Source organism: Bacillus sp. FSL K6-1560 (assembly GCF_038592935.1).
GTDB classification, from domain to species: domain Bacteria; phylum Bacillota; class Bacilli; order Bacillales; family Bacillaceae; genus Bacillus; species Bacillus subtilis.
The window spans coordinates 2,029,735-2,043,808 of record NZ_CP151946.1 but is presented as its reverse complement, the minus strand read 5'-3'; the positions used below and the strand labels follow the sequence as shown (position 1 = coordinate 2,043,808).

Genomic DNA, 14,074 nt, shown 5'->3' with positions numbered 1-14,074 from the left:
ACCCATTCGCTTCCAACGGGATAGATAATGTGCCCCCAATAACCTTGCACTTCCTTTGTGACTCTAATTTTGTCTCCTTTTTTGGCACTCATATTGATTCTCTTCCACCCCATTATTTGTTTTGATTTGTCGTATACTGCGCTTGCCCGGGAAATTATGAATATTTCTTTGAGGTTTATTTCCCTTTTATAGATCCACCAACATCAGACCGTCTAACCCATACACCTTGTCTCTTTCAGTTAACTTTCCATTCTCTCTCATTATCTTCAATGCATTTTCTGCTTGTTTACGGTTTGAATAAATATGTGGGTGGTAACCATAAAGGTATTTCCCCCCACTCTTTGCAGCAATTACGAACATATTCATTTATCGACTCTCCTTATCTCTCTTAAATTTAGACAAAAACTTCATTTTTTCTTATATAGACTTAAATCCATGTCGAAATATATCGTTCCGCATATCATGTTCTATCTCCCTAAAGGAGGTGGAAATATGGGATTCTTCGGTGGATACTCTAACGGAAATAACGGTTACTCAAACGGTTATGGCAGCTCCTTCGCTTTGATCGTGGTGCTATTCATTTTGTTAATCATTGTTGGAGCTTCCTTCTTTGGTGGTTATCCAGAGGGTGTTCCAATCTAGTTTGGTATAAGCACCTCTCTGTTCGACAGACGCCATAAGAATTTTTTATGGCGTTTTTAATTTTGAAAACAAATCACGATAAAAGGAACATTTTATCCACTTATTTTGCATTTGTTGTTTATCCTTAAATATTCTAATGTCTTTTTAACGCTTAAATTACTGCATTCCTTCTTCACTTTCTCGGAATAACCCTTTGCACAACCTTCACAACAATTGAAGTCTACATAAGTTTTATCATCGCTGATTCTAAGACAAATTGTTTTTCCGTTTATGTACTCTTTACAGATGTCACATATATGATTCATTACCCCTCTCCCTTCACTCTAAGTTATTTTAATTATATACATATTATTTGTATTTGTCTATTGTTTTTTTATTTATTTTTCAAGAAGAGTAGGAGAGTTTCCTCCCCTACAGTACAATACGGCTGCTGCTAATGGTCTTCAGCTCGTTTATGAAATACACGAACAATTATTGCCGCTATGAAGAATAAGGCAAACAAACCAAAAGCCATTGATCCATTCTTTAAAATTATCCCAAAGATCAACAATGCACAACCAGACAAAATAAATAGTATTTTACTTAAGATATTGATCATTTACACTTCTCCATACAATCAAAGAATGCATTTACACCAATAATACCAGCAGTATTTACACAAGCATAACAAGCAGTTCCTGCTGTTGCTGGAACACCAGCTGTGCATGCAGCTCCACATAAAATAGCTAAACCAGTAATTGCCCATTGGCTAATATTCTTATCACCTAAGCAATCTGATACACATCCAGTCCAACTCTGAGTACTCATCATGTTAGATGAGCTTGTTTGATCTTCTAAAGATTTTTCTGTTTCAAAGACACCAGACTTGTCTTCATCCTTAACGCCATTAACCCAATAACTCATTTCGTTTTGAGTGCTGCTGATTTTCTTCATATCAACTTCATAGTATTCTTCAATATTCATATCGCTATCAAATGAAACATTGAATGAACTAACTCTATCTACTTTTTCAGTGTCCACGTATAAATAGGAAACTGAATAAGTTACTGTACCATCATCATACTTGATAGCCCTAACTGATGCATTATCAAATACTTTTTCGTTTGATTTATGATACTTAATGTCTCCGTCTTCAATTGCCTTATTTGCCTTTGAAAGAAGTTCTTCCTTAGTCTTTTTGCTCACATCAATAGTGTGATCTGCAATAAATTCTGCTTCTGATTTTACCTTACCCTTGTCAATATTATCTGTTGAGATTGTACTCTTTGCATCACTATTCTGAGGAAATGTTGCAAAGGCCAGCACAAATACGGCAACTAATGCTAAGATCGTTCGATAAAAAGACTTGTTCATTAAAATAACCCCTTTGTAAAAATATAATTCTCATCTGGCACCAATACTTATCAAACAGACAATCTCATAAATCACCTTCTTTCTTTAATAAATGCTACCAATCATATAAATAATTGTTAAGAAACAAAGGCGATTTTGAATAATAAGTATCACAGATGTCATTAACTCAAAGGGATATTGCTCACCTTTATAAACAACTTATGTAATTTTGTAATTCGTTAGATTTAGTAAAAACCTCACCGAATTTTTTGTCTATCGTTTTCCATTGCCTTTCAGTTGTTGAAGGCAACTCATTTTCAAGGTATATGAACAACTCATCGATTTTACTGCTAAGTTGATCCACATTTTGCACGAGAGTTTCTTTTATTGGATCAGATATTCGCATGGAGCCGTCCTCCCTTATGAAAAGATAGTTATAGCCTTGCCGTTGTCATTTTTTATGTATGGAGAATATTTTCGTTCAAGATAATTCCTTGATCTTCCTTCTCCCAGACTTACATTATAAATATCCCTTACCTCATTTACTTCGTATGCTTGTTCTTTTGCATGCTCAGGTGATAGCGCCTCAATAACTAGAGACGCATTTTCACCTTTGCTGTCTTTACACCTTACATAATACTTTTTCAATAAACATCCCTTTATCCTTTCGTTTTTTCTTGAAACAATTTAATGAATCAAGCCTCGATATGTATTTGGTTTAATATTGTGTAGATCGATTTGGTTAGTTAACCGCTCGATTTCCTTACTCATCGCATAACATTGATCAACATAAAATTTCTTTGGCATAATCACAAACTGGCCATCTTTAAATCCTTCCGCACCGGCTTCTTGCATTGCTGCTGGAAAGATATCAATTAGACTCCCTTTCTTAAAGCTCTCAATATACTCATCTACTGAAATAGTGTGCAAAACCTTAGCTAATACTCCATTGGTCTTTTCATCGTTATGTACGTAAATGCTTTGTGTATGTGGTTCAATAACTACAAAATCCAGAGCGTTTACCAAGTCAATTTTTTCTTGATCAGTTAGCATATTCACTCCCCTTTTAGATACGATTTGAAAAACTCACTTAAGTTATCAGCCATAGCTGCAGCAACTTCAGAAAAGTATTTATGTCTTTTCTCCTCTGATTTCAAAAACTCAACTGTCGTTTCTGCAATTTCTTTAATCCTGTCTTCTTTGATATTTCCATTCCTAACACGCTCTTTAATCTCCTCTGTCTCTTTTTTTAGGGACTCTGGGTAACTATCCAATCGATCTACTCCTCTAATTTTAAATTTGTATAAAAGACAAATTTTATAGCGATTTATATAAAGGGAAAACAGTCCTGTCAACCTCATAAAGATAAACCTCTATATCTCTCCTATCTAGATTCCAGAAGACATTTTTCACAATAAAGCACCTCTTATCATTTATATCTGATGACAGATCTCCTCCTACAATATAGTCACCTGTACGAGGCACCATTGACTCTAATCTTAGGTGGTTTCCTTCCCCATCCTTACTATATGTAAGCTCACTCAAAGAACTGCCAGTTTTACAATCATTAAAAATAACTAACCATTTAACTTCCATTTCACAACCTCATTTCGATAAAATTGATCTTTTAAACTAAAATTTGATCAAAGGTATTGTCATATTTATTAATTAAAGAAGGTATAGGCACTTCTTTTTCTTCGTTTAAATTTATTCCTGAGAAGATATGGCTAATAACATTGACTGTCCAGCCATTTCCTAACATTTTCCCTCGCTCTGTTTTGGAGACACCTTGAGTGTAGTTAATGGGTACCCCTTGGAGCCTTTCACATTCATTTATCGATAGCTTTCTATAATTTTTATGATCTTCAGTTATATTCAAATCAAAAAGACTTGCACAAATCGTCGGACAATTACCACTAATATCGTAGACCCTTCCTCGTTGCCAAGTTTGTTTACCTCTTTTGTCTCTTGGATTTATTGTAATAATCCCATCTCTACTCATTGTTGGCTTGTAGACTGTTCTATTTAAGAAGAAATCTATGTTTTTATCAAACTCCATGCTTCGATCAATAATGTCTTTTATTTTATATTCTTTATCAGGAAGGTCTCCAATAGGTATGTTTGTCCAATAGTATCGTTTTCTAATGTGTCCAGTAAAATTTCTACTGTCAATTAAAATTCTTTTTACACCTAACTCTTCATCAATCGCATCTGCAATTAAATTAGACATTTTCACATTTTCAAAAAGAAAGTACTTTGGCTTTAATATGTTCTTTATTCGAACAAAATCAAAGAATAATTCACTTCTTTTATCTTTAAAGTTTAATTTCTTCCCAGCAATAGAGAATCCTTGACAGGGAGACCCGCCTATCAATAAATCGATTTGGGGGAGACTACTTAAATCAATTGATTTTACATCACCCAGTTGAATAGTGTTTGGATAATTCTTTTGTGTTATTTCAATTGCATTTTTATCTATTTCACTAGCAAAATATTTATTAATAATCAGACCTGCTTTTTCAAGTGCGATTTGACCGCAACTCATTCCATCAAATAAGCTAAGAACGTTCAATGTATATCCTCCGGTAATTTTATTTTCATTTTGAATAAAAGAGATATTTTAAAGTAATTTTCGTTCAATCTCTTCCCAGTTCATAACACGAATAAATCTGTTGTCATTCCTGTTATGGGGAGCATCAAATAGAATCTTCATTCCTTCAAATGATTCTAAGTTATGTATTCCGTCATCTATCATGATGTCTGCTTTAATTATGCTTTTATTGCCACAAAGCACTACATTGCTATGTGGGATAAATGAAAAATGCTCAGTAAGCCATTCAAGCTTTGCTTTAAGGGACTCTGGATGGTTTGTTGCAGTAGTCACAACATATACTTCATATTTCTTCATCAGCTCTTTTACTACTCTTTGGCTGCCTTCTATAACATCAAGATTTCTGAACAAATTGTAATCTAAATGTCTATAAACATTATTGTTGGTATTTGTATATTTTTTTATATCCCAGCACAGGATGTCCTCCTCTTTGAGAAAAGGATCATCGTGTGTGTTAATGTTAGCTACCCAATCACTTAGTAAATCAGCTAAGACCTGATCCATGTCAATTGCAATTACTTTTTTCATAAATTCCCGTATTCCACTAAAAAGATTATGTCTTTAGCAATTTCGTCACTTGACCATTGTCCAGTATCCCATGAATATGTATGTAATCCCGCATTGCTCATAACTTCTCTATACAACTCTAAAATTGAATCAATGTCTTTTCCTTCTATATACTCATCTCCCCGTACGTTTAACCGTTCCTTAATAATGCTTGGATCAGCATGTAAGTATACAACCTTCGTTTTTGCTTTAATTTTATCCTCAATAAATCTAAGCTGTTGCTCTGTAAGGATCGAGTAATCTTTGAATTTCTTTGCATATACCAAGTTAGAATAAACAAACCTGTCAATAATCACATTGTCTTCGTCAGCCAATTTGTTGAAGTGCTCAAATAATTTCTCATTCCCGCTTGTGGCCAACTCAAAGCTTGAACCTTTGATAATTGGGTACTTCAGTTCTTTGCTAAGCTTTGCTGCAACTGTTGATTTAAAGCAGCAATCAGGCCCCTCCAAGATAATTAATGCCATTAATCCTCCACCTTTCTTATTTTATGAAATCCAACAACCTGATAAGTACCGTCAGGATACTTCACTTCTACCTGGTTGTATCGGTAATCAACTTTCGCAACAGCTCCAATCTCATCTGTAAAATCAACAATTACCTTTTGACCTTTTCTAAACATAAGTTAATCCTCCCTTTAGTGGCGTTAATTCATGTTCTTTAAAGTAAGTAATGTCACCTGTTTCATCGCTAACTGCATAGTCATATGTAGCTGAATGTAAATGCTCGATAATCTTTCCTTTTCTCCCCACATGCTGTGGGCATCCGTATCGTGCATTATTGTTAATTTCTACAGCTAGCCCAACAGGATAACTCCAGTATTTAGGCAATTTAATACCACCTCCCCTCAATAAAAAACCTCTTAATCTTCTGTTACTATTCTAGAAACCTGTTTTTCATTAAACCCAAGGGACGACAAGAACCTCTTAAAGTCATCTAACAACAATCCAGGAATTTCCCCTTTATGTTCTTCAATAATCGACGGTTTATAAGTCTTATTTAATTTGGTTACCTGTCCATATTCGTCTGTGAATGACATTTCAATTTGAATACACTTCAATTATCTCACCCTATTTTTTATTTTTGTCTTGAAATTTTAACTACTTGATGCCATAACAACATCATCAAAACTCCTTTCATCATAAGTTCCATCATAATAACAAAGTTCCACTGTCTTTGTTTCAGGGTAAATGGCTTCAATAACCCCGCACTCCCCAGTTGATTTGACCCTGGCCTCTTTATCTAAAATGAACATCCTCTTCACTCTCTCTATGTAATAGTTTTCCTTGGGATAAATTTCATGTTATGTATTGCATCGAACGAATTGTTGAAATGTTTATACCTTTCAGTTATTTGGATCGATTTACCAGCTCACTCTTACATTTTTACGACCAAATGCATTTGCTTCTTGCTCACTGTCCATTAGAATATCAATACGATTGTTTTTAATATCTCCTCCTGTATCTATTGCATATGCTTGAAAGCTATTCCCTTCATATGAAACTTGCACTAATGAATACAAAGGAATTATTTCTGGATCAACAGCGATTATTCTTTTTCCATTGTAATAGGATGTGTTTGATACATCATAGCCGGTTTTTGTTTTCCCTGTGCACCCTGTAGAACAAAACGCTGTGTAAGCAGTGGCAATCACTTCATGACTCTTCACTGCCTTTACATTAGTACTTTTTGAAGCTGGGTTATCTTCACTTCTCTTTTTATTAATTTTTTGCACTTTTTTTGTTTTTGTATGTTTTGCTGCTTTTTTATTTTCTTCTGTTAGATATGTAATCGTCGCATTAAGATATTTTTTTCTACTTTCAGCCTGCTTTTCTTCCTCACTCTTTAGCCTGGGAAGGATTCTTGGAACGTCAATTTCATGAATTAGTTTTTGGGTCACCTCTTTTTTATTTAGATAAAATGACTCTTTTATTAAGACTTGACTATCTTGATGTGTATACAAGTTTTTAGCGATATATACGAGCCCTACTCCTAACAAACCAATTGTAGCAAAAAGTGTCATTTCGTTAATTCTATGATATACATATTTTTTGTGTTTGTCTATAAGTTTTTTGAAAATTTTCATCTCTCCTATCATCAGTTAAGATTTATATTTCTGCCCTTTTAGTTGTCAAACTCATATTTCCTTCATTATCAACATTGTCTATTTTGCAGACAGTGTGATTATATATACTATCTTTATAGACTTTCGGAATGAAATTGTTACCTCTTCTGAAACCAGTAAACATGAGCAATGTTCCTCTGGTATACCAAGATTTCTCGACCACCTCTTTCTTTCCGCCGCCAATGGATCTAGAAATCTGTTTATTGTAATGGCTAAAGCTGCCTGACCACTGTTTAACTGTAACCACCCCTGTAGGTGTTAGAAGAGTAATTGTATGTTTGTTTTTATCCCTATCTAAAACAGTACCTATAATCCGTGTAGTCTCATATTCATAGAGAGTTTTTCCTCTCCATTGATAAGGTTTACCTTTAACCGGCTCTTCTGGCAGTTTATAAAAGTCAGTAATATCATACTTGGCAAAGTTAACTCCAGAAAGCTCATGGTCATTATAATAATAGCTCAATGAATCCATTTCCCACTTACCTAATGATCCATTGGCATATTTTTCCCACTCTTTTATTAATAAACAATCATTCAGTTTCTTCAGTGGCTCTTCTGTTGTTATCCAGTCTTTGATTTTGGACATTTTGCTGTCATATTCTTTTTTAAACACTCTTTCTGATACAACTAGCTGTCCATTAATCATGTCAACAATTCCGCTCTCGCTGAAATGCTGATTGTAAAAGTTGGATGACATATCATCTAATAAGAAAAGCCTGTCTTTTGGAGATTTCACTGTCTTGTATACCTTTTTGCTAATGTAATCTTTGAAACGAAAGAATCTAATTTCTAAAGCATATTCTTGGGGAACAATATCATTTTCAATTAGCATTTTTAAATTAGATAAAGTAAGTTTGGTTTTAGGCTCAGATATCTGTCCAATAAAAGATTTCATTATTTCTTGTCTATTACCAAAAGAGTCAAAACAACCGCCTTTTATTAGTTGGATTACTTGTCCCTTTTTAAGGATACGACTTCTAAACATTCTTTCCATGAAGTCGTTAAAGTCACTGTATGGCCTATTTGCAATTAACTGATGAACAACATCGTCTCCGATTCCATTCATTCCTTTTAACCCAAATACAATAGAATTACTATCTATATCTGCTTTAAAACCAAAATTTGCATTATTAATATCAGGTAAATCAACTTTGATTCCTCTTTTTCTAATATTCCCTATAGCTGCGGCCACTTTCCCATAGTTTGTGGCGGCTGATTTTTTAGTAGCCTGATCTTCTTCGCTTTCAATACCACCGCTATTTACAGTTAGACACGCTGTACTCCAATACAATGGGTTGTATTTATAGTTAAGGTTTAATTCTTGAAGAGCGATAATAGAGTATGCAAGTGTATGAAGAGTGCTGAACGAGTATCCGAATTGTCTTTTAAATTGGACATCCCAAACATATTTCAACATGTTTTCAGATGTTCCTAAGCTTCGCCCTTTCTCAAAAAACATTTTCTTTATTTCATCAATCATTTTTTTGATTTTTTTGGCTATCCCTTTTCTTAGCTTATTAGACTCTTCAATACTAAATCCAGCAATTTCTTTATCCATGGATAGCATCATAACTGATTCCTGTGTATCTGCTATCCCGTATAAACCTTCTTCTGGTTTATATAGATGTTTTTTTAGTACATCTATTTCTTTTGAGCTTAAATTGTGATTTCTCATTTCTTGATACCATTGGTTGATGTCTTTTTTAAATCTTACATATGTATCTACAAGTTGTTCTTCTCCTTCTGACATCAGTCTCATTAAAGAATTCGTTACAGCTGTTTCCAATAAATTTTTCGGCTTAACTTTAACAACGGATTGGTTGCCCACTTCTGTATCAAACTGAAACAAATCCATTATTTCTCCTTCGCCAGCCATTTCCCATATTCTCTTAGAGTTATACTCCAAAGTATCTGGATGCAGATACTTATTATAAGTTCTTTTTAAAGTTCCTTGAGATTGTATTTGATTGTCTTCAATAAGCTGATCTAAAGCTACTCGAATTTTATCTAAGCCTTCAATAGTCAACAGATCATATTTAACTGAACCCATTGCTTCACTGTCGCCCATATTGAACTGTGTGATATATGCTCCTTTTGGTGTCCTCATCATTGCGTTTGATTTGGTATATTCATCATTGAATATTAGAACACCAGCTGCATGAGAAGATCGCTTGTTAGTTAAACCTTCAATTTTAAGACAGGTTTCTTTCAAATTAGGAAATCCCTCAACCTCTCTAATAAATTCCTTAATAGGCTTTCTTCCTAATTCTTCATTGCCAAAGAAGCAATCGGAGAGAGTCCAGTTGGCTCCCCTTTCAAATGGAATCATTCCACTTAAATATTGAGAAATATCGTTATCAATCCCTAAACCTCTGCAAGCAGTTTGAAGTGCAGATTTAGATTTTTCAGTTCCAAAAGTGCAAATCTGCAGTACTCTTTTTTCTCCAAACTTGTCCCTTAATGCTTTCAGGATTCTTGGACGCTTAGATCCTTCAGTATCAATATCGATATCCGGCAAATCTGGTCTCGATTTATGTATGTGGCGCCAATGAGGAAGGTTGTACTCCATTGGGTTAATTTGCGTAATGTCTAACAAGTAATTTACTAAGAAACCTGCAGCGCTCCCTCTTGCTGCTCCAACTAAGCTGTCTCCTCCACATTCATCATCCCAAATTGTATTGATGATTTCTCGGACGGTAACATAATAAGATGACATGGCCTGTTTTAGCTTCTCACTAATTTCCCATAGCTCACCCAACTCTAAATCAATCCGTTTTAAAATTGAGTGCAACTCTTTTTTAGACATATCCTTTTTCATTAACTTTGTCTTAAAACCATCTTCAATTAGCTTTAACAAATACCTGTCCTGTTCTTCATTAGATTCTGCCATTAATTTTATATATTTATATCTCTCATAAGCCGGCTTGAACAAATGGGATAATTCAAACTCAGGTAAAGCCATTTTTGGAATAATTGGTTCGTGCTCAATAGTATAGTCTTCAATCATCTCTCCTATTAGCAATGTGTTTTCAATGGCCTCATTGATGATCTCTTTGTCCATGTAGTTCATTCTCTCATGAATTTCATCAACGTTTTGAACGAAACAGGCTTCATAAAAGGAATCAACTTCTCTTTCTCCATCCTTGGCGTTTAAAAAGGCTTGATGAATTGCCCTATCTTCCGGTCTAAGAAAGTGTGCATCAGTTGTGACAATTATCTTCAATCCATAGCCGTTGGCTATATCAACAAGTTTCTTATTACAATAAATTTGCTCTTCACTTAAAGCTGGCTGAAGCTCAATAAAGAACTTATCTTCCCCAAAGACTTTAATACACCATGTAATAAACTCATGAATTTTTAATTTGTGCTGCTTGATTGACTTAATATCTCCGCTTTCTTCGCATTCTTTGATTCTGAGTAAATTGATATTCACCTCAGAGCCGAGACAAGCTGTTGTAGCAATAATGTGACCTGGATTTTTGCTAAGCAGCTCTTCTACATCATTTTTAACTGTGGGCACTCTTTCCATCGTTCCTGTGTAAAATGAATTTTCCCAGGCTAGTGAAGACAGTATTCTTAGCTGCTCATGTCCTATAGGGTCAATTGCCAACATCAAGAAATGCGGAAATTTTGTCACTCCCGATATATAGTTATCACGGACTTCTTCTAATGAATCGACTAAATATGCTTCATTCCCCAAAATGAGTTTAAAATCTGTAGGCATATCCCCTTTCTTTTTCATTTCTCTGACAGTCTTAATTGCTTCTAAGTGTGCTGAAAGAACCTCATGATCAGTAATAGCTAATCCTTTATAATTCATCTGAACCGCTGTCTTAAGCAATTCTTCAACTGAGTTTGTTGAATCAAGTAGTCTTATGTTACTTTTATCAGTGTGACAGTGACATCCTATCAACTTTTCTCCCCCTTAAAACACAAGTTCTTTTTGTTTTGTGCGAACCACCTCCAATTCATAAATCTCGATTTGAGGTGTTTTCTTGCCTTTGTATTCATTTGCCTTTGCTTTGCCAATTACATTAATGACTAACGTTCCATTTGATGCAGTAAGCTGATTAAAGTAGTTCTCATCACTTTTAAACCTTATGTATTCAATATCGCCATGCTTAAATTTAACAGTTGTCTTATTCTTTTTCCCTAAATGCTCAATTTGTTCGACTTCAATTTCAAGATCCGTTATAGCTATTAAGGGTTCTTCAACTTTGTAACCCCAATAGTCTTTGTAACCATCAAGTTGAAGGATAAATTCTTTTCTCAATCGTTTTGCTGGGATCTCAAAATCAACATTCTGAATATCTTTTTCGATATCTATGTTTTTAAATTTTTCATTCAGCACTTTGTTCACCAGGATTAAGTTCTGTCGTTTAATTGCAAAGCCAGCTGCATTTGGGTGACCTTCAACAAACTCAAATAATCCAGTATCTATAAGCTCTTTCTTAAAATCCTTTATAAACCCTTTATCATATCCTCGTATAGAGCCACTCAAGATATCTTTACCTTTTTCGGGATCGTTTCTGGCTAACAAGACCGGCTTTTTATATTCTTCTGCAAGCTGATTGGCCACCAGTCCAGTTAGGCTTTTATCTAGAATTCCTTCAATGTAAACAATCAGTACTTTATTCGCTGTTAAACTTTTCTCCTCTATTCTATTTTTAATTTCAGCCCCAGCTGCATCTGCAATCCGTTTCTGCTTTGCTTTTAGATTTCCTAGAATCCTAACTGTGTCATCATGTATTGACACAAGCTCAGTTTCACTTTGTCCACGTTTTTTGTAGGGTACCTTTTCTTTAGAAAGGAGGAATGCTCTCATCATTTGATCTTTTTCTTCACTGCTTCCAACCCTAATGGCAGCATTAATTAAGGGGTTAATAAAGAATTGTGTATTCTGTATGTTCTTGTCACCCTTGGTTGAAAACTCTTGCTTCTTAAATAGCTTCTTTAATAATGGATGCTTAATTTTCTTCAAACCTTCATTCATAAAATACCTGGTTTCAAGGTTTCTTGAATCAGCCGAATCTGCTATGTTACCAATAGATACAAGGTCTAAGAATTGTTCAGCTTCATTTTTATTTAGCTTTTCATCAACTGCCTGGCAAAATTTATAGGCCATTCCTGCACCTGTCAGAGTTTTATTCGGATAATTAGGCGACAGTTGATTATTTACTACGATCGCATGTTCAGACACTCGTTCACATTCATGGTGATCAATAACAATTATTTCTGCGCCTCTCTTATTAAGAGCCTCATGTTCGTCAAATTGACTTGAACCTGCATCTGGGATTATGACTAAGTCAACATCATCAGGAATTGTATCAATAAAAATCCCATGCTCTTTCCCATCTTGAATTCTGTAATGTATATTAGCTTTCGGACAAATCTTCTTTATGTAGTTTATAATGATTGAGCTGGATGTGTATCCATCAACATCACTGTCTACCTGAACAAACAATTTATTTTTATTATTTAAATGCTTAATAAGACAATCTGCAGCTTTATCAATATTATTTAGCTTTGAATAATGAATAACTGAACTTTGATCAACATTAACAAACAACTTTGGATCTTCTATGCCTCTATTTTTTAAGATAGTAGCTAAAGGATCGAAATTATAATCATTGTCGCCAATTAGTCTATACTCCATTAAATTCCCCCTTCATCTGTGCCAATCTCAATTTTCCTTCTCATTAGCTCCTCTAGAGTTTCCTTTCCCTTGTCAGCTGGGCTGTCCTTATAATCCAGTAAGCCTTCATAATCCCACAAAACATACACACGAACATAAGGAGTAAATTTTGCTGCGAGCTTTAGAATTTTCTTCTGATATTCAACCAATTTTTCTTGATATTTCTCCTCTGTTTCATGTTCTTTTGGTGGTCGGTATTTATCAAGAGCAATAAAAACTTCTTCAACACCAAGAGACAATAAAATGTCCCGGTGAAAATTAGATATATTACTTGAACAAACAGCACAGGTAAAGTTTGATTCACCGTAAAAATCTTGGCATTTTAATACTGATTTTTCTGATTCGAAAATCAATACTTTCTTGAACCTTTCTATCGAATTTTTTGTTTTATGTAATCCATATAGATTCATCATTGTTTGATGGTTATATAAGGTATTGCCAACTTTTAAAGGCATATATTTATAGCCTGCATCTACTTCTTCTTTAATCATTGAGCGCCTACGTATACCAATCAACCTATTATTTAAATCTCGATGAGGAATGGTAATCCCTTCTGTATGAGGTCTAAAATAGTACCCAATCTCAAACTCTTTTAATGTCTTGTGACTTATTCCCTCACCTAGCCACAATTGGTGAGGATAAGGCACAAATACATCTAGAACCGTTTCATTAAAGCTGGGGAGCTCAATATGTATTTTTTTCTTCTTTTTGAACTTCCCCATCCATTCCCAGTCATCAATCAAATCATTGTTTATGTATGTCTCTCTATTCCCAAATCCAAATGTTCTTCCTGCTATTTTGGCAACATATTCGATAGCCTGATTAAAAGAGATATTAATACCTTTTTGACTTTTTGCTCTTATAACAAGTTCAAATACATCAAAATTATCTCCACACTCTGTATAACAGTGAAACTGTTTTGCTTCATGATAGTAATACAGCTTATAGCTCCCACCAGAAGCATTGTGACAAACAGTTCTGTAAATCGGATTTCCTTGTTGATCCCACTGATTGTTCTCGCTACCTAAGTCTTTTAAAATCTTATGTATATCCTCAATGGTCAGGCTTTCTTTTACTCTGTCTTTATCATACTTCAAAGGGC

General features: G+C 34.4%; 19 protein-coding genes. 1 reads left to right on the top strand and 18 read right to left on the bottom strand.

What is annotated here, in order from left to right; translation table 11 throughout:
* Positions 1-186 precede the first annotated feature (186 nt).
* Complete coding sequence (locus NYE22_RS11325; protein ID WP_161986088.1) at positions 187-366, bottom strand: hypothetical protein; 180 nt, start codon at positions 364-366, stop codon at positions 187-189.
* A gap of 126 nt (positions 367-492) precedes the next feature.
* On the opposite strand from NYE22_RS11325, the gene NYE22_RS11320 reads away from it, so the two are divergent.
* Positions 493-642 (top strand): YjcZ family sporulation protein, encoded by a 150-nt coding sequence (locus NYE22_RS11320; protein ID WP_071579003.1) that lies wholly within the window; start codon positions 493-495, stop codon positions 640-642.
* A gap of 92 nt (positions 643-734) precedes the next feature.
* On the opposite strand, the gene NYE22_RS11315 is transcribed toward NYE22_RS11320, so the two are convergent.
* From NYE22_RS11315 to NYE22_RS11235, 17 genes are all read right to left on the bottom strand, one after another.
* Positions 735-947, bottom strand: coding sequence for a hypothetical protein (locus NYE22_RS11315; protein WP_342412665.1), 213 nt, complete (start codon positions 945-947; stop codon positions 735-737).
* A 289-nt stretch (positions 948-1,236) separates the two neighbouring features.
* The gene (locus NYE22_RS11310) at positions 1,237-1,995 is read right to left on the bottom strand and encodes a hypothetical protein (protein WP_101502269.1); all 759 of its coding nucleotides are present in this window, start codon (positions 1,993-1,995) and stop codon (positions 1,237-1,239) included.
* Between the two features lie 399 nt (positions 1,996-2,394).
* Entirely contained in the window at positions 2,395-2,622 is a 228-nt protein-coding gene (locus tag NYE22_RS11305) for a hypothetical protein (RefSeq protein WP_019712331.1), read from the bottom strand.
* A gap of 39 nt (positions 2,623-2,661) precedes the next feature.
* Complete coding sequence (locus NYE22_RS11300) at positions 2,662-3,027, bottom strand: hypothetical protein (RefSeq protein WP_119996833.1); 366 nt, start codon at positions 3,025-3,027, stop codon at positions 2,662-2,664.
* Positions 3,028-3,029: 2 nt separating this feature from the next.
* A complete protein-coding gene (locus NYE22_RS11295) occupies positions 3,030-3,248 on the bottom strand; it encodes a hypothetical protein (protein ID WP_003231092.1) in 219 nt (72 codons plus the stop codon).
* Between the two features lie 43 nt (positions 3,249-3,291).
* The gene (locus NYE22_RS11290) at positions 3,292-3,570 is read right to left on the bottom strand and encodes a hypothetical protein (RefSeq protein ID WP_017697084.1); all 279 of its coding nucleotides are present in this window, start codon (positions 3,568-3,570) and stop codon (positions 3,292-3,294) included.
* Positions 3,571-3,601: 31 nt separating this feature from the next.
* Positions 3,602-4,546 carry a DNA (cytosine-5-)-methyltransferase gene (gene dcm, locus NYE22_RS11285; protein ID WP_342412664.1) on the bottom strand — a complete coding sequence of 315 codons (945 nt, stop codon included), beginning with the start codon at positions 4,544-4,546 and terminating at the stop codon, positions 3,602-3,604.
* Positions 4,547-4,594: 48 nt separating this feature from the next.
* Complete coding sequence (locus NYE22_RS11280) at positions 4,595-5,113, bottom strand: 5'-3'-deoxyribonucleotidase (protein ID WP_032721774.1); 519 nt, start codon at positions 5,111-5,113, stop codon at positions 4,595-4,597.
* Complete coding sequence (locus tag NYE22_RS11275) at positions 5,110-5,619, bottom strand: hypothetical protein (protein WP_342412663.1); 510 nt, start codon at positions 5,617-5,619, stop codon at positions 5,110-5,112. The genes NYE22_RS11280 and NYE22_RS11275 overlap by 4 nt, the downstream gene beginning before the upstream one ends.
* Positions 5,619-5,774, bottom strand: coding sequence for a hypothetical protein (locus NYE22_RS11270; protein ID WP_041338484.1), 156 nt, complete (start codon positions 5,772-5,774; stop codon positions 5,619-5,621). Before NYE22_RS11270 ends, NYE22_RS11275 begins: the two co-directional genes overlap by 1 nt.
* A complete protein-coding gene (locus NYE22_RS11265; protein WP_342412662.1) occupies positions 5,767-5,982 on the bottom strand; it encodes a YorP family protein in 216 nt (71 codons plus the stop codon). Before NYE22_RS11265 ends, NYE22_RS11270 begins: the two co-directional genes overlap by 8 nt.
* Positions 5,983-6,014: 32 nt before the next feature.
* On the bottom strand, positions 6,015-6,212 hold the full coding sequence (locus NYE22_RS11260) for a hypothetical protein (RefSeq protein WP_041336515.1): 198 nt from the start codon (positions 6,210-6,212) through the stop codon (positions 6,015-6,017).
* Positions 6,213-6,248: 36 nt separating this feature from the next.
* Positions 6,249-6,407: a hypothetical protein gene (locus NYE22_RS11255; RefSeq protein WP_068947558.1), complete on the bottom strand. Its 159-nt coding sequence runs from the start codon at positions 6,405-6,407 to the stop codon at positions 6,249-6,251.
* Positions 6,408-6,515: 108 nt separating this feature from the next.
* Positions 6,516-7,232, bottom strand: a complete 717-nt coding sequence (locus NYE22_RS11250) for a 3D domain-containing protein (RefSeq protein WP_342412777.1) — start codon at positions 7,230-7,232, stop codon at positions 6,516-6,518.
* A 28-nt stretch (positions 7,233-7,260) separates the two neighbouring features.
* The gene (locus tag NYE22_RS11245) at positions 7,261-11,190 is read right to left on the bottom strand and encodes a DNA polymerase III subunit alpha (protein WP_342412661.1); all 3,930 of its coding nucleotides are present in this window, start codon (positions 11,188-11,190) and stop codon (positions 7,261-7,263) included.
* Positions 11,191-11,202: 12 nt separating this feature from the next.
* Positions 11,203-12,933, bottom strand: a complete 1,731-nt coding sequence (gene recJ / locus NYE22_RS11240) for a single-stranded-DNA-specific exonuclease RecJ (RefSeq protein WP_274357869.1) — start codon at positions 12,931-12,933, stop codon at positions 11,203-11,205.
* Positions 12,933-14,069, bottom strand: coding sequence for a hypothetical protein (locus NYE22_RS11235; RefSeq protein WP_068947554.1), 1,137 nt, complete (start codon positions 14,067-14,069; stop codon positions 12,933-12,935). The genes recJ and NYE22_RS11235 overlap by 1 nt, the downstream gene beginning before the upstream one ends.
* Between the last annotated feature and the right edge of the window lie 5 nt (positions 14,070-14,074).

Excerpts from the sequence above, each read along its gene's own strand:
- NYE22_RS11255 (WP_068947558.1), bottom strand. The coding sequence starts at position 6,407 with ATGTTCATTTTAGATAAAGAGGCCAGGGTCAAATCAACTGGGGAGTGC.
- NYE22_RS11280 (WP_032721774.1), bottom strand. The coding sequence starts at position 5,113 with ATGAAAAAAGTAATTGCAATTGACATGGATCAGGTCTTAGCTGATTTA.
- recJ (WP_274357869.1), bottom strand. The coding sequence starts at position 12,933 with ATGGAGTATAGACTAATTGGCGACAATGATTATAATTTCGATCCTTTA.
- NYE22_RS11300 (WP_119996833.1), bottom strand. The coding sequence starts at position 3,027 with ATGCTAACTGATCAAGAAAAAATTGACTTGGTAAACGCTCTGGATTTT.
- NYE22_RS11315 (WP_342412665.1), bottom strand. The coding sequence starts at position 947 with ATGAATCATATATGTGACATCTGTAAAGAGTACATAAACGGAAAAACA.
- NYE22_RS11310 (WP_101502269.1), bottom strand. The coding sequence starts at position 1,995 with ATGAACAAGTCTTTTTATCGAACGATCTTAGCATTAGTTGCCGTATTT.
- NYE22_RS11275 (WP_342412663.1), bottom strand. The coding sequence starts at position 5,619 with ATGGCATTAATTATCTTGGAGGGGCCTGATTGCTGCTTTAAATCAACA.
- NYE22_RS11325 (WP_161986088.1), bottom strand. The coding sequence starts at position 366 with ATGAATATGTTCGTAATTGCTGCAAAGAGTGGGGGGAAATACCTTTAT.
- NYE22_RS11320 (WP_071579003.1), top strand. The coding sequence starts at position 493 with ATGGGATTCTTCGGTGGATACTCTAACGGAAATAACGGTTACTCAAAC.
- NYE22_RS11270 (WP_041338484.1), bottom strand. The coding sequence starts at position 5,774 with ATGTTTAGAAAAGGTCAAAAGGTAATTGTTGATTTTACAGATGAGATT.
- NYE22_RS11290 (WP_017697084.1), bottom strand. The coding sequence starts at position 3,570 with ATGGAAGTTAAATGGTTAGTTATTTTTAATGATTGTAAAACTGGCAGT.